A 19,541-nucleotide genomic window follows, 5' to 3' on the forward strand; every position below is an offset into this window, starting at 1 on the left:
CCCAGGGGAGGTGGTGGACCGCCGCCGTCCGTTCAGCCAACCGCTCTTACCGGTTGTACGGCCCGAAGTCGTACTCCTCCAGCGGAACGGCCTCGCCCGATCCCTGCCCGAAGGTGTACTCGCTGGGCTCCTCGTAGCCGGAGACCGAGTACATCGAGGCCTTGGCCTCCTCGGTCGGCTCGACCCGGATGTTGCGGTACTGCGGAATACCGGTACCGGCCGGGATGAGCTTACCGATGATGACGTTCTCCTTGAGGCCGAGCAGCGGGTCGCTCTTGCCGTGGATCGCGTTCTCGGTCAGCACCCGGGTGGTCTCCTGGAAGGAGGCCGCCGACAGCCAGGACTCCGTGGCCAGCGAGGCCTTGGTGATGCCCAGCAGCACCGGACGTCCGGCCGCGGGCTGTCCGCCCTCGGACACGACACGGCGGTTGATCCGCTCGAACTTCGGCCGCTCGACCATCTCACCCGGCAGCAGCTCGGTGTCACCCGACTCCAGGATGTTCACCCGCTTGAGCATCTGGCGGACGATGATCTCGATGTGCTTGTCGTGGATGGACACACCCTGCGACTTGTACACCTCCTGGACCTCCGACACGAGGTGCTGCTGCACCGCGCGCGGGCCCTGGATGCGGAGCACCTCGTGCGGGTTGATCGCACCCTGGATCAGCTGCTGGCCGACCGACACGTGGTCGTCGTCGCTGATCAGGAGCTGGGCACGCATCGGCACCGGGTAGGCGATCTCGTCCGTGCCGTCGTCCGGGATGACGACGATCTTACGGCTCTTCTCCGTGTCGTCGATCCGGATCCGGCCCTCGACCTCGGAGATCGGCGCCACACCCTTGGGGATGCGGGCCTCGAAGAGCTCCTGGACACGGGGCAGACCGTGGGTGATGTCCTGACCGGCCGAACCGCCCATGTGGAAGGTCCGCATGGTCAGCTGGGTGCCGGGCTCACCGATGGACTGCGCCGCGATGATGCCGATCGCCTCGCCGACGTCCACCGGCTTGCCGGTCGCCATGGACCGGCCGTAGCAGGTGGAGCACACGCCGATCTTCGCCTCGCAGGTCAGCGACGAGCGGATCCGCACGCGGGTGACGCCCGCCGCGATCAGCTTGTCGATGTTCTGCTCGGAGGTGTCGGCCAGCGCGGGCAGGACGGCGTTGCCGTCCGCGTCCACGGTGTCCTCGGCGAGGGTACGGCCGAAACCGGTGTTCTCGACGTTGTGCTTGCGCACGACGACGCCGGAGGCGGACTTCTCGCCGATCTCGTGCCACAGCGAGCGGTCCGTGCCGCAGTCGACCTCGCGGACGATGACGTCCTGCGCGACGTCCACCAGACGACGGGTCAGGTAACCCGAGTCGGCGGTACGCAGGGCGGTGTCGGCCAGACCCTTGCGCTGACCGTGCGTGGAGATGAAGTACTCCAGGACGGACAGGCCCTCGCGGTAGGAGGACTTGATCGGACGCGGGATCGTCTCACCCTTGGTGTTGGAGACCAGACCGCGGATGCCGGCGATCTGACGCACCTGCATCGGGTTGCCTCGGGCGCCGGACTGGACCATCATCCACACCGGGTTGTCGGCGGGGAAGTTCTCCTCCATGTTCCGGGCGACCTCGGCGGTGGCCTGGGTCCACACCTCGGTGAGCTCCTGACGGCGCTCGTCGTCGGTGATGAGACCGCGGTCGTACTCGCGCTGGATCTTGTCGGCCTTGCGCTCGTACCCCTCGAGGATCTCCGTCTTGGCCGGAGGCGCGACGACGTCCTCGATGCCGATGGTCAGACCGGACCGGGTGGCCCAGCGGTAGCCGGCGTCCTTCAGGGCGTCCAGGGTCGTGGCGACCTGGACCTTGGGGTAGTTCTCGGCCAGGTCGTTGACCAGGGCCGAGACCTGCTTCTTGCCCACCTGGAAGTTGACGTACGGGTAGTCGACCGGGGTGGCCTCGTTGAAGAGGTACCGGCCCAGCGTCGTCTCCAGGGTGTACGGCTCGCCCTGCTGCCAGTTCTCCGGCGGGGTCCAGTCCTTGGGCGCGGGAGCGCCGTCGGCGATCCGCAGGCGGATCTTCGCCTGCAGGTCCAGGTCCCCGATGTCGTAGGCCATGATCGCCTCGGCCGGGGACAGGAACGCCCGCCCCTCGCCCGTGGCGTCGGCCTTCTCCGTCGTCAGGTAGTACAGACCGATGATCATGTCCTGGGTGGGCATGGTCACGGGCTTGCCGTCGGACGGCTTGAGGATGTTGTTCGTGGCCAGCATCAGCAGCCGCGCCTCGGCCTGGGCCTCGGCGGACAGCGGCAGGTGCACGGCCATCTGGTCACCGTCGAAGTCGGCGTTGAACGCCGTGCACACGAGCGGGTGGATCTGGATGGCCTTGCCCTCGACCAGCTGCGGCTCGAAGGCCTGGATGCCCAGGCGGTGCAGGGTGGGAGCGCGGTTGAGCAGCACCGGGTGCTCGGTGATGACCTCTTCCAGGACGTCCCACACGACCGGGCGGGACCGCTCGACCATGCGCTTGGCGCTCTTGATGTTCTGCGCGTGGTTCAGGTCGACCAGGCGCTTCATCACGAACGGCTTGAACAGCTCCAGGGCCATCTGCTTGGGCAGACCGCACTGGTGCAGCTTGAGCTGCGGGCCGACGACGATGACCGAACGGCCGGAGTAGTCGACGCGCTTGCCCAGCAGGTTCTGGCGGAAGCGGCCCTGCTTGCCCTTGAGCATGTCGGACAGCGACTTGAGCGGCCGGTTGCCCGGCCCGGTGACCGGACGGCCGCGGCGGCCGTTGTCGAACAGGGCGTCGACGGCCTCCTGGAGCATCCGCTTCTCGTTGTTGACGATGATCTCGGGGGCGCCGAGGTCGAGCAGTCGCTTGAGGCGGTTGTTCCGGTTGATCACCCGGCGGTACAGGTCGTTGAGGTCGGAGGTCGCGAAGCGGCCACCGTCCAGCTGCACCATCGGACGCAGGTCCGGCGGGATGACCGGGATGCAGTCGAGCACCATGCCCATGGGGCTGTTGGTGGTGTTGAGGAACGCCGAGACGACCTTGAGCCGCTTGAGGGCGCGGGCCTTCTTCTGGCCCTTGCCGGTGCGGATGGTCTCGCGGAGCTTCTCCGCCTCCTGGTCCAGCTCGAAGTTGGAGAGCCGGTCCTGGATGGCCTGGGCGCCCATGCCGCCGCGGAAGTACTTCCCGAAGCGGTCCCGCATCTCGCGGTAGAGCATCTCGTCGCCCTCGAGGTCCTGGACCTTGAGGTTCTTGAAGCGGTTCCAGACCTCGTCGAGGCGGTCGATCTCGCGCTGGGCGCGGTCGCGCAGCTGGCGCATCTCGCGCTCGGCGCCCTCGCGCACCTTGCGGCGGGCGTCGCCCTTGGCGCCCTGCTCCTCCAGCTCGGCCAGGTCGGCCTCGAGCTTGCGGTGGCGCTCCTCGATCGTGGAGTCGCGGCGCTGCTCCAGGTGCTGCTTCTCGACCGAGATCCGCGCCTCCAGGGACTGGAGGTCGCGCTCACGGGCCTCGGTGTCCACCCACGTGACCATGTAGGCGGCGAAGTAGATGATCTTCTCGAGATCCTTCGGCGCCAGGTCCAGCAGGTAACCCAGGCGGGAGGGCACACCCTTGAAGTACCAGATGTGCGTGACGGGCGCGGCCAGCTCGATGTGGCCCATCCGCTCACGGCGCACCTTGGCGCGGGTCACCTCGACGCCGCAGCGCTCACAGATGATGCCCTTGAAGCGGACGCGCTTGTACTTGCCGCAGTAGCACTCCCAGTCCCGGGTCGGACCGAAGATCTTCTCGCAGAAGAGTCCGTCCTTCTCGGGCTTGAGGGTGCGGTAGTTGATGGTTTCGGGCTTCTTGACCTCGCCGTGCGACCACTGGCGGATGTCGTCGGCCGTGGCCAGGCCAATGCGCAGCTCGTCGAAGAAGTTGACGTCGAGCACTTAATTCGTCCCCTGCTCTCGAAGATCGCGGAAGTTAGACCTCTTCGACACTGCTCGGCTCGCGCCGACCCAGGTCGATTCCCAGCTCTTCCGCCGCGCGGAAGACGTCCTCGTCGCTGTCCCGCATCTCGATGGACATACCGTCACTGGACAGCACCTCCACGTTCAGACAGAGCGACTGCATCTCCTTGATGAGCACCTTGAAGGACTCAGGGATGCCCGGCTCGGGGATGTTCTCGCCCTTGACGATGGCCTCGTAGACCTTGACCCGGCCCACCACGTCGTCGGACTTGATGGTGAGCAGCTCCTGGAGGGCGTAGGCGGCGCCGTACGCCTCCAGCGCCCACACCTCCATCTCACCGAAGCGCTGACCGCCGAACTGCGCCTTACCGCCCAGCGGCTGCTGGGTGATCATCGAGTACGGGCCGGTGGAGCGCGCGTGGATCTTGTCGTCCACGAGGTGGTGGAGCTTGAGGATGTACTTGTAGCCGACGGAGATCGGCTCGGCGAACGGCTCTCCGGTGCGGCCGTCGAACAGCCGCGCCTTGCCCTCGTCGTTGATCAGGCGGTGGCCGTCCTCGTTGGGGCGGACCGACGTGATCAGGCCGTTGAGCTCGTCGCCGCGCAGACCGTCGAAGACCGGCGTGGCCACCCTGGAGTCGGGCTCGGACTCCGAGGCGCCGATGTCGTGCAGCGACTGCTTCCACGGTTCGTCGAGTCCGTCGACCGTCCAGCCGTTCTTGGCCAGCCAGCCCAGGTGGACCTCCAGGACCTGGCCGACGTTCATCCGGCCGGGGACGCCCAGCGGGTTGAGGATGATGTCGACCGGCGTGCCGTCCTCCAGGAAGGGCATGTCCTCCTGGGGCAGGATCTTGGCGATGACACCCTTGTTGCCGTGGCGGCCGGCGAGCTTGTCGCCGTCGGTGATCTTGCGCTTCTGGGCGACGTAGACGCGGACCATCTCGTTGACGCCCGGGGCGAGCTCGTCGCCGTCCTCGCGGCTGAACACGCGGACGCCGATGACCTTGCCGGTCTCGCCGTGCGGGACCTTGAGCGAGGTGTCCCGGACCTCGCGGGCCTTCTCGCCGAAGATGGCGCGCAGCAGGCGCTCCTCCGGGGTCAGCTCGGTCTCACCCTTGGGGGTGACCTTGCCGACGAGGATGTCGCCGTCGACGACCTCGGCGCCGATGCGGATGATGCCCCGGTCGTCGAGGTCGGCCAGGACCTCCTCGCTGACGTTGGGGATCTCGCGCGTGATCTCCTCCGGGCCCAGCTTGGTGTCGCGGGCGTCGACCTCGTGCTCCTCGATGTGGATCGAGGAGAGGACGTCGTCCTGCACCAGGCGCTGGGAGAGGATGATCGCGTCCTCGTAGTTGTGGCCCTCCCAGGACATGTACGCCACGAGCAGGTTCTTGCCCAGCGACATCTCGCCCTGGTCGGTGGACGGACCGTCCGCCAGGACCTGGGACTCCTCGACCCGCTGGCCCTCGTGCACGATCGGCCGCTGGTTGAAGCAGGTGCCCTGGTTGGAGCGCTGGAACTTGCCCAGGCGGTAGGTCTTGCGGGTGCCGTCGTCGGCCATCACCGTGACGTAGTCGGCGGTGACGTCCTCGACCACACCGGCCTTCTCCGCGAGGATGACCTCGCCGGCGTCGGTGGCGGCGCGGTACTCCATGCCGGTGCCGACGAACGGGGCCTCGGCGCGCAGCAGCGGCACGGCCTGGCGCTGCATGTTGGAGCCCATGAGCGCGCGGTTGGCGTCGTCGTGCTCCAGGAACGGGATCATGGCGGTGGCGACCGACACCATCTGGCGCGGCGACACGTCCATGTAGTCGACCTCGTCCGAGCGGACCTGCTCGAACTCCTCGCCCTTGCGGCGCACCAGGACGTGGGACTCGGCGAAGGTGCCGTCCGGGTTCATCGGCGTGTTGGCCTGGCCGATGACGTACCGGTCCTCCTCGTCCGCGGTGAGGTAGTCGACCTCGTCGGTGATACGTCCGTCGACCACGCGGCGGTACGGGGTCTCGACGAACCCGAAGGAGTTGACGCGGCCGTAGGCGGCCAGGGAGCCGATCAGACCGATGTTGGGACCCTCGGGGGTCTCGATCGGGCACATACGGCCGTAGTGGGAGGCGTGGACGTCACGGACCTCGAAGCCCGCGCGCTCACGGGACAGACCGCCCGGGCCCAGGGCCGAGAGGCGGCGCTTGTGGGTCAGACCGGCCAGGGGGTTGGTCTGGTCCATGAACTGGGACAGCTGCGAGGTGCCGAAGAACTCCTTGATGGAGGCCACGACCGGGCGGATGTTGATCAGGGTCTGCGGCGTGATCGCCTCGACGTCCTGGGTGGTCATCCGCTCGCGGACGACGCGCTCCATGCGGGCCAGGCCCAGGCGGACCTGGTTCTGGATGAGCTCGCCGACCGTGCGCAGGCGCCGGTTGCCGAAGTGGTCGATGTCGTCGGTCTCGACGGGCCGGGTGCCGACCGCCGTCTCGTGCTCGACCTCACCCGCGTGCAGGCGCACGAGGTAGTCGATGGTGGCGACGATGTCCTCTTCGGTGAGGGTGCCCTGGGTGTAGTCGGTCTCCAGACCGAGCTTCTTGTTGATCTTGTAGCGGCCGACCTTGGCGAGGTCGTAGCGCTTGGGGTTGAAGTAGAGGTTCTCCAACAGCGCCTGGGCCGACTCCTTCGTGGGCGGCTCCCCCGGACGCAGCTTGCGGTAGATGTCCAGCAGCGCGTCGTCGGTGCCCGCGGTCGGGTCCTTCTCCAGCGTGTTGCGGATGGACTCGTACTGGCCGAAGCGCTCGAGGATCTGGTCGGTGGTCCAGCCCAGCGCCTTGAGCAGGACGGTGACGCCCTGCTTGCGCTTGCGGTCGATGCGCACACCGACGAAGTCCCGCTTGTCGACCTCGAACTCGAGCCAGGCGCCGCGGGACGGGATGACCTTGCAGCCGAACAGGTCCTTGTCCGAGCTCTTGTCGACCGACCGGTCGAAGTACACGCCCGGGGAGCGGACCAGCTGGGACACGACGACGCGCTCGGTGCCGTTGATGATGAAGGTGCCCTTGACGGTCATGAGCGGGAAGTCGCCCATGAACACCGTCTGGCTCTTGATCTCACCGGTGTCGTTGTTGATGAACTCCGCCGTGACGAACATCGGGGCGGAGTAGGTCATGTCCTTGTCCTTGCACTCCTCTTCGGAGTACTTGGGCGGCTCGAACCGATGGTCGCGGAACGACAGCGACATCGTGCCCGAGAAGTCCTCGATCGGACTGATCTCCTCGAAGATCTCTTCGAGACCGGACTGCTCCGGAACGTCCTTGCGGCCAGCGTTTCGGGCCGTCTCGACCCGGGTCTTCCACTTCTCGTTGCCCAGCAGCCAGTCGAACGACTCGGTCTGCAGGGCGAGCAGGTTCGGGACCTCGAGCGGTTCCTGAATACGGGCGAACGAAACGCGGTGCGGACCAAGGGCGTTAGCGGAGGCGTTGCGCGAGGCTGCCAACAGGGGTCCTTCCGAAGGCTTGTGGCGGTTGAAGCGCGCACGCCAGACGATCCGTCACGGGAGGACCGCCGCAACACGGTTGAGACGGTCACACGAGCGGGAACGGGCTACCGTGTCCAGACGAAAACGGGATGGCGGAAGCCGTACACCGACACAGGGATCACCAAAGGGCAGCGCAAAAGAGCAGTGTAGCCGAACACCACACCGCTGTCCACTCACGGTCCACGGCGCCACTCACGACACCCGCAGGATCACCCGTGGCGGGCGATCCGTCAAGCCCGTACGTCGTCCTTTGTGTGGAACCCGACCACGGATTCCACCCGAGAGGACCCGACGGGACCGTGTGTGCGGTCCAGCGCGCCTGCCCTGGCCCCGGGGGTACGAGCCATCGGACACCCGGAAGGGTTCCCCCGCCCAGGGCGGGTAAACACTCTCCCCGGGGCCCGTCAAGAATCCCGGGACCGGAGATTATCGCGCCCCAGGGACACTTCGCACACACGGACGCCCCTTGTGGCGCCCGCGCCGCGACCGCGACCGCCCCAGCTTCGCACACCTCGACGACCGTCCGGCGTCGGACACGGCGCGAAACCCGGCGAACGGAACCATTCTCCACTCCCCGGGCCACTCGGCCCCGAACGGGGCACCCCGCATGCGGCCGCTCCTGCCGGGGAACGCCCAGCCGTGCGGAAACGACGACGCGGCCGCCCCTCCCGGAGGAGGAACGGCCGCGTGGCGCGTACCAGCGGGCCCGTACGGCCCGCGTGGGACTACTTGAGGGTGACGGTGGCGCCGGCGCCCTCGAGGGCCGCCTTGGCCTTGTCAGCCGTCTCCTTGTTGACGCCCTCGAGCAGCGGCTTCGGAGCGTTGTCGACCAGGTCCTTGGCCTCCTTGAGGCCCAGGCTCGTGAGGCCGCGGACCTCCTTGATGACCTGGATCTTCTTGTCACCGGCGGACTCGAGGACGACGTCGAACTCGTCCTTCTCCTCGACGGCCTCGGCGGCGCCGCCACCGGCGCCCGGGGCAGCGGCGACGACGGCGGCCGGGGCGGCGGCCTCGACGTCGAACTTGTCCTCGAACAGCTTCACGAACTCGGACAGCTCGAGGAGGGTCATCTCCTCGAACGCGGCAAGCAGGTCCTCGTTGCTGAGCTTCGCCATGATGCGATCTCTCTTTCTCTACGGACACGCGCGTCCGTCGACGCCACGTGCGAGCCTTGAGGCGGGTGACGTCCGCACCCACCGGGATCGGGTTGTCTAGGCCGCTTCCTCGGAGCGCTTGTCCGCCAGGGCCTGCGCGAGACGCACAGCCTTGGTCGGGAGCGCCTGGAAGACGGCGGCGGCCTGGCCCTGCTTGGCCTTGAGCGCACCGGCCATCTTCGAGAGAAGCACCTCGCGGGACTCCAGGTCGGCCAGCTTGGTGACCTCGTCGGCGGTCATCGACTTGCCGTCGATGACGCCGCCCTTGATCACCAGGGGCTCGTTCGCCTTCGCGAAGTCACGCAGGCTCTTGGCGGCCTCGACCACGTCACCGCGGATGAAAGCGACGGCGGTGGGGCCCTCGAGCAGGTCCTTGACCTTCTCGTCGACCCCGGCCTCGCTCACGGCGATCTTGGTCAGCGTGTTCTTCACGACGCGGAAACGCGCGTTCTGGCCGAGGCTGCGGCGGAGCTCGTTGAGCCCGGCCACAGTGAGTCCCCGGTATTCCGCCAGCACGGCGCCGTTGGCCTCGCGGAGCTCCTCCGTGAGTTCGGCGACCGCGGCGGCCTTGTCCGGCCTCGCCATGGGACTCCTTCCAACAGTGAACGCTGGTTGGTTCCCAAGGACTCACGCGATCGGCGTCTGCACGAGAAAAGGCCCCGAGCGCGAGGCGCACGGGGCACGACCGCGTCCACGGGGCGAGGGAACGCGCCCGGGACGGGAAAGCTCTGGTGACACCTGCGCGGGCGCCCATCGCGGATGGGTCCTTAGGTCACCCGTTCGGGTGACGACCAGCGGTCTTCGGCAAGTACCCATGCTACAGGACGCGGAGGAATGCCGGGAACGGATTCCGGACGGGCGGCGCACCCGTGACGGCCCCCACACCGCGGAACCCGACGAAGTGGAACAACGTCCCAGTAACGAACGCCGCCCCGCGCCCCGGACGTCGCACGCGCGTGGCACCATGTCCGGCTGGAGGCCCGCTCCCTTCGGCATTCCACCATCCCCAGACGAAGGTATCCAACCCCATGAAGACCCGTGTGCCGGCCCTGTTGACCGCCGGCGCCCTGAGCCTGTCCCTCGCCGCCTGCGGCGGCGGCGCGTCCGCCGAGCCCGAGGAGACCGCCGACGCGGCGGGCGGGGAGGGCGGGGGCGGAGGCGTCACGAGCCTCCTCGCCGACCTGGCCGCGAGCACCGAGGCGGTCGACAACTACACCCTCGACATGTCGATGACCGTGTCCGACCCCGAAGCGGGCGAGACGGAGATGGACTTCACGTACGAGGTCATGGACGAGCCCCAGGCGGCGCAGGTCACCGTGTACATGCCCGCCATGGGCGACATGCTCCTGGAACTCGCCGAGCTGAGCGGCCGGGCGACGGACCTGACCGCTGAGGAGCTCAGCACGTCGGTCGTCATCGTCCCGGCCGGGGGCGACATGCTGATCTCCAACCACAACGGCCTCCAGGAAGTGGACACCGCCTGGGCCCGCGGAGTCGACAGCAGCGGCCTGCAACCCGTCACCGAGACCATGTTCGACACCTCGAACCTGCCGGAGCTGGCCGGTGCGGTCGCCGCGATCGAGACGATCGAGGAGGCCGGAACCGAGGAGATCAGCGGGGTCGGGACCACCCGCCTCGAGGGATCCTTCACCGCCGAGGAGATCGACGCCCTCACCGAGGAGCAGAGCGGCGCCCTGTCCGACCTCATCGGGGACACCACCGGCGCCATGGACGTGTCCATCTGGATCGCGGACGACGGCTTCCCCATGCGGATGGACTTCAACGACGGGGCCGGAGAGCTCTCGATGGTCTTCTCCGCCCTGGGCGAGACCTCCTTCGAGCTGCCCTCCGAGGACGAGATCACCGACGTGTAGTCGACGGCGGCCCTCCGGCACGGCGACGGCCCCCGGTTCCGCGAGGGAACCGGGGGCCGTCGCGCCACGCGCCGTTCGGGCGCCCGCTGTCAGGCGTCGAGCGGGATGCTCGGGCCCATGGACGTGGTGACCACGGCCTTCTTGATGTAGCGGCCCTTGGCGGCGGACGGCTTGAGGCGGTTCACCTCGTCGATCGCGGCCTGGTAGTTCTCCACCAGCTTGGCCTCGTCGAAGGACGCCTTGCCGATGATGAAGTGCAGGTTGCCGTGGCGGTCGACACGGAACTCGATCTTGCCGCCCTTGATCTCGGTCACGGCCTTGGCCACGTCCGGGGTGACGGTGCCCGTCTTGGGGTTCGGCATGAGACCACGCGGACCGAGCACGCGGCCGAGGCGGCCGACCTTGCCCATGAGGTCCGGGGTGGCGACGACGGCGTCGAAGTCGAGGAAGCCGTTCTGGACCTCCTGGACGAGGTCGTCGTCGCCGACGTGGTCGGCGCCAGCGGCGCGAGCCTGCTCCGCACGCTCACCGGTCGCGAAGACCAGGACCCGAGCGGTCTTACCGGTGCCGTTGGGCAGGTTCACGGTGCCGCGGACCATCTGGTCGGCCTTGCGCGGGTCGACGCCCAGACGCAGGGCGACCTCGACGGTCGCGTCGAACTTGGTGGTGGAGGTCTCCTTGGCGAGCTTCACGGCCTCGGCGGGGCTGTAGAGCTTGTCACGGTCCACCAGCTCGCTGGCTTTGCGGTGGTTCTTGCTGCGCTTCACGCGGTTCTCCTAGGAACGTGTGGTCGGTGGGCCAGCGCCTGGCCCTGCCACTGTCGGTGCTTGACGTCGGCACCCCACGCGGCGCGGGCGGTCGCCCGGCGCCCCGGTGCGAGGGGGCTACTTGACCTCGATGCCCATCGAGCGGGCGGTGCCGGCGACGATCTTGGCGGCGGCCTCGACGTCGTCGGTGTTGAGGTCGGGCAGCTTGGTCTGCGCGATCTCGCGGACCTGGTCGGCGGTGATCGAACCGGCCGTGCTGCGGCCCGGGTCCGTCGCGGCCTTGTCCAGACCGGCGGCCTTCAGGATCAGCCCGGACGCCGGGGGCGTCTTGGTGACGAACGTGAAGGAACGGTCCTCGTAGATGGAGATCTCCACGGGGATGACGTTGCCGCGCTGGGACTCCGTGGCAGCGTTGTACTGCTTGCAGAAGTCCATGATGTTGACGCCGTGCGGACCGAGAGCGGTACCGACGGGCGGCGCCGGGGTGGCCTGACCGGCGGGGAGCTGCACCTTGACGAGTGCGGCCAGTTTCTTCTTCGGAGGCATGTCGGGTCCTTTGCCTGATATGCGGTGTGTGCTGGTCCCCTGGCCCTCCTGACGGCGCCGCGCGGTCGCGTGGACCGCACCGGGCGCCGCTGCCGGGGAGGGCGCGTCCCCGGGCACGGGGACGGCGGCCCGCCGGGACCGGGCGGGCCGGGGCGCCCCGCGCTGGGCGGAGCGCACGAGCGGGTCCGCCCGGAGGCGGACCCACCAAGTCTACGTCGGCCGGATCACTGCCCGGACGGGTCAGATCTTGGCGACCTGGTTGAACGACAGCTCGACCGGGGTCTCGCGGCCGAAGATCGACACGAGCACCTTGAGCTTCTGGGTGTCGGGGTTGATCTCGCTCACCGTGGCGGGCAGGGTCGCGAACGGGCCCTCCATGACGGTGACGGACTCCCCGACCTCGTAGGCGACGTCCGAACGCGCCTCGCCGGCGCCGGCGGCCTTGGCCTTGCGCTCCTCCTCCGGCTCCTCCTCCGGCTCGGGGGCCAGGAGCTTGGCGACCTCCGTGAGGCTGAGCGGGGCGGGCTTGTTGGACAGGCCCACGAAACCGGTCACGCCCGGGGTGTTGCGGATGGCCGACCAGGACTCGTCGGTCAGGTCCATGCGCACGAGCACGTAGCCGGGCAGGACCTTCTCGGTGACCTGCTGGCGCTTGCCGCTCTTGACCTCGGTGACCTCGTGCTCGGGCACCTCGACCTGGAAGATGTACTCCTCCATGTTGAGCGACTGGGTGCGGCTCTCGACGTTGGCCTTGACCCGCTTCTCGTACCCGGCGTAGGTGTGCACGACGTACCAGTCGCCGGGGAGCAGCATCAGCTCGGCGCGGAACTCCTCGACGGGGTCGAGCCGGGGGAGCTCGGGCTCCTGCCCGGCCTCCTCGTCCGCGTCACCGGCCTGCTCGTCCGCCTCGTCGGCCAGCTCCTGGCCCTCGGTCTCGGACTGCTCGGCCGCGTCCTCGGACAGCTCGCCCGCCAGGCCGGTCTCTTCCTCCGACGGCTGACCCGGCTCCTCTTCGGGGAAGTCGTCAGGGGTCAGTGGGGACTCGGACACGGCTGCTCTTTCTCTCGTCGGATGCGCTACTGCGGGCCGACGCGCGCCGGACAGCGGTCGACGTCGAACCCCGTCCTGCCAGCTTACGGTCTCGGCGCGCGGGATGGGACCAGGCACAGGTGCGGAGCGACGGCGAGCGGTGTCACATCCGGACCGCCGTCGTGCCCGCGCGGGCTCGTGTACCCGGGGGGCTAGTCGCCCCTGCTGCGCATGATGCCCATGGCGCCGAGGATGACCGCGAGACCGCCGGTCGCGATGCTGGTCCACAGCGGCAGGGCCTGGAACTCGCCCTCGAGGCTGAACCCGGCGTAGAGCCACGTGGTGAGCTCGGCGAAGACGAAGTCGAGCAGCGAGACGTAGCTGAGGACGAGGACGACGAACACCAGGACGACGATGGTGTAGGTGACCAGTTCGCGGCGCGTGGGCCAGCGGACCTTGCGGAGCTCTCCGACGACCTGCTTGGTGAAGGTCACAGGACCGGTACGACGCTTGGGCTCCTTGTCGGGCTTGGCGTCGGCGTCAGTCTGGGTCACCTGGGGTCCTTAGGGTCGCGGGCTGCTGGTCATCCCCGTAGTTCCGTAACGCCCCGCGTGGTGCGGCGGCCGAAACGACCGCCACACCGCGCGTTCGTGCAGGGCAGGAGGGACTCGAACCCCCAACCGCCGGTTTTGGAGACCGGTGCTCTACCAATTGAGCCACTGCCCTCGGACGGAAACTGCGTCCCCACCATAGCCGGTCGTCACCGGGTCCGCACCCCACGCCGTGGAACGCGACCCGTCGACCGGTCGGCTCGCACGAGTGTAAGGCCTGCGTGCTCCCGGGACCAAACCGCTTTCCCCGAACACCGCCCCCGCACACCCCCGTGGGCGCCCCGTACCGTCCCCCGCCACCCTGGTCGGGGGCGCATGACACCATGGAGGGCATGACTGAGCGACCGCGAGTCTCTGCACGTATCAGCGCTATCTCCGAGTCGGCCACCCTCGCCGTCGACGCGAAGGCCAAGGCCATGAAGGCGGAGGGGCGTCCCGTCATCGGCTTCGGAGCCGGAGAGCCCGACTTCCCGACCCCCGACTACATCGTCGAGGCCGCCGTCGAGGCGGCCCGCGAGCCGCGTTTCCACCGCTACACCCCGGCCGGCGGCCTTCCCGAGCTGAAGAAGGCCATCGCCGAGAAGACCGCCCGCGACTCCGGCTACCAGGTCGAGCCCTCCCAGATCCTGGTGACCAACGGCGGCAAGCAGGCGATCTACGAGGCCTTCGCCGCGATGCTCGACCCGGGCGACGAGGTCGTCGTCGTGGCCCCCTACTGGACCACCTACCCCGAGTCGATCAAGCTCGCGGGCGGTGTACCGGTGTACGTCACCACCGACGAGACCACCGGCTACCTCGCCAGTGTCGAGCAGCTGGAGGCCGCGCGCACCGAACGCACCAAGGTCCTGGTGTTCGTCTCCCCGAACAACCCGACCGGCGCGATCTACCCGCGCGAGCAGGTCCGCGCGATCGGCCAGTGGGCTCTGGACAAGGGCCTGTGGGTGCTGACCGACGAGATCTACCAGCACCTGGTCTACGGCGACGCCGAGTTCTCCTCGATCCCCGTCGAGGTTCCGGAGCTGGCCGAGCGCACCGTGATCGTCAGCGGCGTGGCCAAGACCTACGCGATGACCGGCTGGCGCGTGGGGTGGATCATCGGCCCCGCGGACGTGATCAAGGCGGCGGGCAACCTCCAGTCGCACGCCACCTCCAACGTCGCCAACGTGTCGCAGGCCGCCGCGCTGGCCGCCGTCTCCGGCGACCTGTCCGCCGTGGACGCCATGCGCGAGTCCTTCGACCGCCGCCGCACGACGATCGTCCGGATGCTCAACGAGATCGACGGCGTGCTCTGCCCGGAGCCGCAGGGGGCCTTCTACGCCTACCCGTCCGTCAAGGGCGTCCTGGGCAAGGTGATCCGCGGCAAGCGGCCGAGCACCTCCGCCGAGTTGGCCGAGCTCATCCTCGAGGAGGCCGAGGTCGCGGTCGTGCCCGGTGAGGCGTTCGGCACCCCCGGCTACGTCCGCCTGTCCTACGCGCTCGGCGACGAGGACCTCGTCGAGGGCGTCAGCCGCATCCAGAAGCTGCTGGCCGAGGCCGAGTAGCCGCGCCCGCTTCGGGCCTCCGCTCCGCCTGGGACCTCCCGTCGCCCGCCGCCACCCGGGGGCCGCTCCGCGGCGGGGCGGGCATCCTCGACGGACGCCTGCGGCGCGGCGCCCGCGTTCGACCGCCGTTTCCCGGTCGGTCTTCCGGTCCCGGTACCACGCGCGCGCGGTGTACGGCAGGCTTGGGTCATGGAGACACCGACCAGCGCCCGCCGGTTGGACCGGCTGCCCAAGGCGCACCTGCACCTGCACTTCACCGGATCGATGCGCCACTCGACCCTCGTGGAACTCGCGGAGGAGCGCGGGATCCGCCTCCCCCAGGCCCTGGTCGACGAGTGGCCGCCCCGCCTGCGCGCCACGGACGAACGCGGCTGGTTCCGGTTCCAGCGCCTCTACGACATCGCCCGTTCGGTGCTGCGCAGACCCGAGGACGTGTACCGGCTGCTGCGGGAGGCCGCCGAGGACGAGCGCGCGGCGGGGTCGGGCTGGCTGGAGATCCAGGTGGACCCGAGCGGGTACGCCGCACTGTTCGACGGCCTGACCGCCACCCTGGAGCTGATCCTGGACGCCGCGCGCGCCGCCGAGAACGCGACCGGCGTCCCCATCGGCCTGATGGTGGCCGCCAACCGCACGCGGCACCCGATGGACGCCCGGGCCCTGGCGCGGCTGGCGCGGCAGTACGCGGGCCGGGGCGTGGTCTCCTTCGGCCTGAACAACGACGAGCGGCGGGGGCGGGCGCGCGAGTTCGAGGCCGCCTTCCGGATCGCCCGGCGCGCGGGGCTGCTGTCGGCGCCGCACGGCGGCGAGCTCCTGGGGCCGCGCAGCGTCCGTGAGTGCCTGGACGACCTCGACGCCGACCGGGTGGGCCACGGTGTGCGCGCGGTGGAGGACCCGCACCTGGTGGAGCGGATCGCCACCCAGGGCGTGACGTTGGAGATCTGCCCGACCTCGAACGTCGGGCTGGGGGTGTTCGAGAAGCTGGAGCACCTGCCGCTGCGCAGGCTCTTCGACTCCGGGGTGCAGATCGCGCTCGGCACCGACGACCCCCTGCTGTTCGGTCCCCGCCTGGTCGAGCAGTACCGGATCGCGCGGGAGGTGTTCGGGTTCTCGGACGCGGAGCTGGCCGAGCTGGCGCGGATGTCGGTGCGCGGTTCGGGGGCCCCGGAGGCGGTGCGCAAGGAGCTGCTGTCGGGGATCGACGCGTGGCTGGCGGCGCCGCCGGAGGACGACGGCTCCTGAGCGGCGCCCCGCCCGTCGGCTCAGGCCAGGAGCAGCCAGGCGCCCTGGCCGGCCATGACGGTCCCCGCCGCGAAGAACAGCACCGCGGCGCCCACCCGCACGGCCCGTTCGGGGAGCTTCTTTCCCAGGACCGCGCCGAGCACGATGGCGACCGCGTCGGCCGCCACCATGCCGACGGTGGACCCGATCCACACGGCCAGCCAGTGGTGCTGGGTGCCCACGGTGATGGTGGCGAGCATGGTCTTGTCGCCCAGCTCGGCGGTGAGGAAGACCACGAAGACGGTGAGGAGTCCGGAGCGGATCCGCCGGGAGGCGGCGCGCTCCTCGTCCCTGGCCGTCATCTCGTCCCCGCGCAGGGTCCAGAACCCGAAGAGGACGAAGGCGAGTCCGGCGACGAAGGTCAGCCAGTCGGTGGGGATACTGGCGCCCAGGACCTCGGCCAGCAGCACGCTGCCCGCGTGGACGACGGCGGTCGCCGCGGTGATGCCGAGGATGACGGTGGGAGCGCGGTAGCGGGTCGCGAGGGACATCGCCACCAATTGGGTCTTGTCCCCCATCTCCGCGACGAGAATGGCGACGGTGCTGACCGCCAGGCCCGTGAGAAATGCCGACACTCGTCCTCCTCCGACCAGGGGTTTCGGGCGGAAGGAGGGTGCGGACGCCCCTTCAACCCGGCTGTTTCCTACCGGGTCAAAGGTCTCGTCCGCCCTGCGCCGCGCCTGTCCGGCGCTGGGGCGATGGGCTCGCGCGACCGGGCCGCCGGGCGGCCAGTGTGTCGATCGCGCGCATTGGGGACTACTCCCCTTCGACTCCCACGACTTTAGCAAAACACCGTGGAATAGCAATTCATCAGCTCGGCGAATTTGTTTATCAGGATGTCCTGAAAAACAAGTTGGCCGTACCCAACTCAAGAATTGGGTACGGCCCTCGAAAGGCTGGGGCTTTCCTTACAGGGTCACGCCGATCATCACGGGCTCGTTGACCAGACGGACGCCGAACGCCTCCTCGACCCCCGCCCGCACCTCGCGTGCCAGGTCGAGCAGGTCGCGCGTGGTCGCGCCGCCCGGGTTGGTCAGCGCCAGCGTGTGCTTGCCGGAGATCCGCGCGGGGCCGCTCCCGTATCCCTTGGTGAACCCGGCCTGGTCGATGAGCCACGCGGCGGAGAGCTTGACGTTGCCGTCGCCGTCGGGGTGCCCGGGGACCTCGACGTCCGTCCCGAGACGAGCCGCGACGCGGTCGCGGACGGCCGCGAACTGCTCCGCGGTCACCACGGGGTTGGTGAAGAACGATCCGGCGCTGCGCGTGTCGGGGTCGCCGGGGTCCAGGACCATGCCCTTGCCCGCGCGCAGGGCCAGGACGGTCTCCCGGGCCCTCTCCAGCGGCACACGCTCGCCCGACTCGACGCCCAGGGTCCGGGCCACCTCGGCGTACCGGATCGGGCGGCTCAGTTCGGAGCGGCGCAGTTCGAGGACGACCCCGCACACCACGTACCGGTCCCCGCCCTTGAAGACGCTGTCGCGGTAGGTGAACCCGCACTGGGCGTTGGTCATGGTCCGGCGCTCGCCGGTGCGCCGGTCGTACACGGACACCTCGCGCACGGTCTGGCTGACGTCCTGCCCGTAGGCGCCGACGTTCTGGATGGGGGTGGCGCCGACCCGTCCCGGAATGCCGGAGAGGAACTCGACACCGCTGAGGCCCTCGCCGACCGTGAGTTCCACCAGCGAGTCCCATTCGACGCCGGCCTCGGCGCGCAGGTGGACGAGGGTCTCCCCGGTCTCGGGGTCGTGTCCGGCCTCGGCGAGGGAGACGGCGCGCGTGTCGACGCGCACCACGGTTCCGGGGAAGCCGTCGTCGGCGATGACCAGGTTGCTCCCGCCGCCCAGGATCAGCAGCGGGTCGCCGTCCCGGTCGGCCGCGGCGACCGCGTCCACCAGCGCGGCGGTGGTGGACGCGGCGACGAGGCTCTTGGCCGGGCCGCCCAGCCCGAGCGTGGTGTGGTCGGAGAGCGGGGCTCCGGAGAGTGTGGACACGGGTTCTCCCTCACTGGGTACTGCCGCCGCGCCGCCGTCGCGGGGAGCGGCGCGGGCCCGGCGGTCAGGCCAGGCGCACGACGGCGGTGGACTTGGCCAGGACCTTGGCGCCGCCGGACCGCGCGGTCAGGAGCACGTTGACGGTGCCGTCGTCGTTCTTGGTCCTGACCTTCCCGCCGACGGTGATCTCGGCGCCCTCCTCGTCGTCGGGGACCACCACGGGCGCGGAGAAGCGCACCGAGTAGTCGACGACGCAGCCCGGGTCCCCCGTCCAGTCGGTGAGCAGACGGCCCGCCTCGGCCATGGTGAACATGCCGTGCGCGATCACGTCGGGCAGACCGACGGACTTCGCGAAGCGCTCGTTCCAGTGGATGGGGTTGAAGTCCCCCGAGGCGCCCGCGTAGCGGACCAGGTCCAGGCGGCGGACGCGGAAGGTCCGCTCGGGGATGTCGGCGCCGACCTCGACGTCGGCGTGGCGCAGGCTCACGGTCGCGTTCCTCACGTTCTGCTGGTCGGAAGGGTCACTCGCCGCGGACGACGAGCATCATGCCCGCCGTGACGACGTGCTCGCCGTCGGCCTCGGCCACGGTCTCCAGGGTCAGCATGCCGTTGCCGCCGAGGGTCTTGACGTCCGTGATCCGGGTGACGGCGGTCAGGACGTCGCCGGCCCGGACGGGGCGGCTGTAGCGGAAGCTCTGGTCGCCGTGCACGACGCGCGAGAAGTCCACCCCCAGTTCGGGGTCGGCGACGGCGATCGCGGACCCGGCCATGCCCAGGATGACGGGGAACGTGGGCGGCGCGATCACGTCGGGGTACCCCGCGGCCTTGGCCGCCTCGGGGTCGACGTACACCGGGTTGGGGTCGTTGATCGCCTCGGCGAACTCGCGGATCTTGCCGCGGGTCACCTCGTAGGGCTCCGGAGCCGGGTACTCCCGGCCGACGTACTCGGCGTTGATCGCCACGGTCGTCTCCCTCTCCTGGTCCTCCGGCCCGGGGCCGGTCCCGGACACGCGAACAGCCCGGCGAGCGGTTCGCTCGCCGGGCTGGAAGTCTAAGTCGAACGGAGCCACCGCTCGCACGCCCCCGCGGGCGGGCGACGGCACGCGGCGGGACTCAGCGGGTCTCGCGGTGCTCGTTGTGCTTGCGGCAGTTCGGGCAGAACTTCTTGATCGCGAGACGGTCGGGGGTGTTCCGACGGTTCTTTCGCGTGATGTAGTTCCGGTGATTGCACTCCTGGCAGGCCAGGGTGATCTTCGGCCTCACGTCTGTGGCAGCCACTTC

At 69.4% G+C, this 19,541-nt stretch carries 15 protein-coding genes, 1 tRNA gene and 1 pseudogene; 3 read left to right on the top strand and 14 right to left on the bottom strand.

Annotated elements, in window-relative coordinates:
• Nucleotides 1-46: 46 nt before the first annotated feature.
• The 4 genes from ACIBFB_RS18070 to rplJ all read right to left on the bottom strand — a co-directional run bounded on the left by ACIBFB_RS18070 (nt 47) and on the right by rplJ (nt 9,208).
• Nucleotides 47-3,925 carry a DNA-directed RNA polymerase subunit beta' gene (locus tag ACIBFB_RS18070; protein ID WP_397231444.1) on the bottom strand — a complete coding sequence of 1,293 codons (3,879 nt, stop codon included), beginning with the start codon at nt 3,923-3,925 and terminating at the stop codon, nt 47-49.
• Nucleotides 3,926-3,959: 34 nt separating this feature from the next.
• Nucleotides 3,960-7,427, bottom strand: a complete 3,468-nt coding sequence (rpoB, locus tag ACIBFB_RS18075) for a DNA-directed RNA polymerase subunit beta (RefSeq protein ID WP_397231446.1) — start codon at nt 7,425-7,427, stop codon at nt 3,960-3,962.
• Between the two features lie 767 nt (nt 7,428-8,194).
• On the bottom strand, nt 8,195-8,584 hold the full coding sequence (gene rplL / locus ACIBFB_RS18080) for a 50S ribosomal protein L7/L12 (RefSeq protein WP_397231448.1): 390 nt from the start codon (nt 8,582-8,584) through the stop codon (nt 8,195-8,197).
• A 96-nt stretch (nt 8,585-8,680) separates the two neighbouring features.
• Nucleotides 8,681-9,208 (bottom strand): 50S ribosomal protein L10, encoded by a 528-nt coding sequence (gene rplJ, locus ACIBFB_RS18085; RefSeq protein WP_397231450.1) that lies wholly within the window; start codon nt 9,206-9,208, stop codon nt 8,681-8,683.
• Between the two features lie 443 nt (nt 9,209-9,651).
• On the opposite strand from rplJ, the gene ACIBFB_RS18090 reads away from it, so the two are divergent.
• The gene (locus ACIBFB_RS18090; RefSeq protein WP_397231452.1) at nt 9,652-10,497 is read left to right on the top strand and encodes a hypothetical protein; all 846 of its coding nucleotides are present in this window, start codon (nt 9,652-9,654) and stop codon (nt 10,495-10,497) included.
• Between the two features lie 89 nt (nt 10,498-10,586).
• Here the strand turns inward: ACIBFB_RS18090 and rplA are convergent, their stop codons facing one another.
• From rplA to ACIBFB_RS18115, 5 genes and pseudogenes are all read right to left on the bottom strand, one after another.
• Nucleotides 10,587-11,264 carry a 50S ribosomal protein L1 gene (rplA, locus tag ACIBFB_RS18095; protein ID WP_397231454.1) on the bottom strand — a complete coding sequence of 226 codons (678 nt, stop codon included), beginning with the start codon at nt 11,262-11,264 and terminating at the stop codon, nt 10,587-10,589.
• A gap of 117 nt (nt 11,265-11,381) precedes the next feature.
• Complete coding sequence (gene rplK / locus ACIBFB_RS18100; RefSeq protein ID WP_397231456.1) at nt 11,382-11,810, bottom strand: 50S ribosomal protein L11; 429 nt, start codon at nt 11,808-11,810, stop codon at nt 11,382-11,384.
• Nucleotides 11,811-12,050: 240 nt separating this feature from the next.
• Complete coding sequence (nusG, locus tag ACIBFB_RS18105; RefSeq protein WP_397231458.1) at nt 12,051-12,860, bottom strand: transcription termination/antitermination protein NusG; 810 nt, start codon at nt 12,858-12,860, stop codon at nt 12,051-12,053.
• Between the two features lie 299 nt (nt 12,861-13,159).
• A pseudogene (gene secE / locus ACIBFB_RS18110) lies at nt 13,160-13,393 on the bottom strand (preprotein translocase subunit SecE); the annotation flags it as partial.
• Nucleotides 13,394-13,492: 99 nt separating this feature from the next.
• Nucleotides 13,493-13,565 (bottom strand) — tRNA-Trp (locus tag ACIBFB_RS18115).
• A gap of 217 nt (nt 13,566-13,782) precedes the next feature.
• Here ACIBFB_RS18115 and ACIBFB_RS18120 point away from each other — a divergent pair.
• Nucleotides 13,783-14,991 (top strand): pyridoxal phosphate-dependent aminotransferase, encoded by a 1,209-nt coding sequence (locus tag ACIBFB_RS18120; protein ID WP_397231460.1) that lies wholly within the window; start codon nt 13,783-13,785, stop codon nt 14,989-14,991.
• 189 nt (nt 14,992-15,180) lie between these two features.
• Nucleotides 15,181-16,230, top strand: a complete 1,050-nt coding sequence (locus tag ACIBFB_RS18125) for an adenosine deaminase (RefSeq protein WP_397231462.1) — start codon at nt 15,181-15,183, stop codon at nt 16,228-16,230.
• Nucleotides 16,231-16,250: 20 nt separating this feature from the next.
• On the opposite strand, the gene ACIBFB_RS18130 is transcribed toward ACIBFB_RS18125, so the two are convergent.
• The 5 genes from ACIBFB_RS18130 to rpmG all read right to left on the bottom strand — a co-directional run bounded on the left by ACIBFB_RS18130 (nt 16,251) and on the right by rpmG (nt 19,538).
• Nucleotides 16,251-16,844, bottom strand: coding sequence for a TMEM165/GDT1 family protein (locus tag ACIBFB_RS18130; RefSeq protein ID WP_397231463.1), 594 nt, complete (start codon nt 16,842-16,844; stop codon nt 16,251-16,253).
• 333 nt (nt 16,845-17,177) lie between these two features.
• Nucleotides 17,178-18,260, bottom strand: coding sequence for a UDP-N-acetylmuramate dehydrogenase (locus ACIBFB_RS18135; RefSeq protein ID WP_397231465.1), 1,083 nt, complete (start codon nt 18,258-18,260; stop codon nt 17,178-17,180).
• A 64-nt stretch (nt 18,261-18,324) separates the two neighbouring features.
• Nucleotides 18,325-18,747 carry a MaoC family dehydratase gene (locus ACIBFB_RS18140; RefSeq protein WP_397231467.1) on the bottom strand — a complete coding sequence of 141 codons (423 nt, stop codon included), beginning with the start codon at nt 18,745-18,747 and terminating at the stop codon, nt 18,325-18,327.
• A 34-nt stretch (nt 18,748-18,781) separates the two neighbouring features.
• A complete protein-coding gene (locus ACIBFB_RS18145; protein ID WP_397231469.1) occupies nt 18,782-19,222 on the bottom strand; it encodes a MaoC family dehydratase N-terminal domain-containing protein in 441 nt (146 codons plus the stop codon).
• A gap of 151 nt (nt 19,223-19,373) precedes the next feature.
• Nucleotides 19,374-19,538, bottom strand: a complete 165-nt coding sequence (rpmG, locus tag ACIBFB_RS18150) for a 50S ribosomal protein L33 (RefSeq protein WP_013156089.1) — start codon at nt 19,536-19,538, stop codon at nt 19,374-19,376.
• Nucleotides 19,539-19,541 lie beyond the last annotated feature (3 nt).

The organism is Nocardiopsis sp. NPDC050513 (genome assembly GCF_044457925.1).
Lineage (GTDB): Bacteria > Actinomycetota > Actinomycetes > Streptosporangiales > Streptosporangiaceae > Nocardiopsis.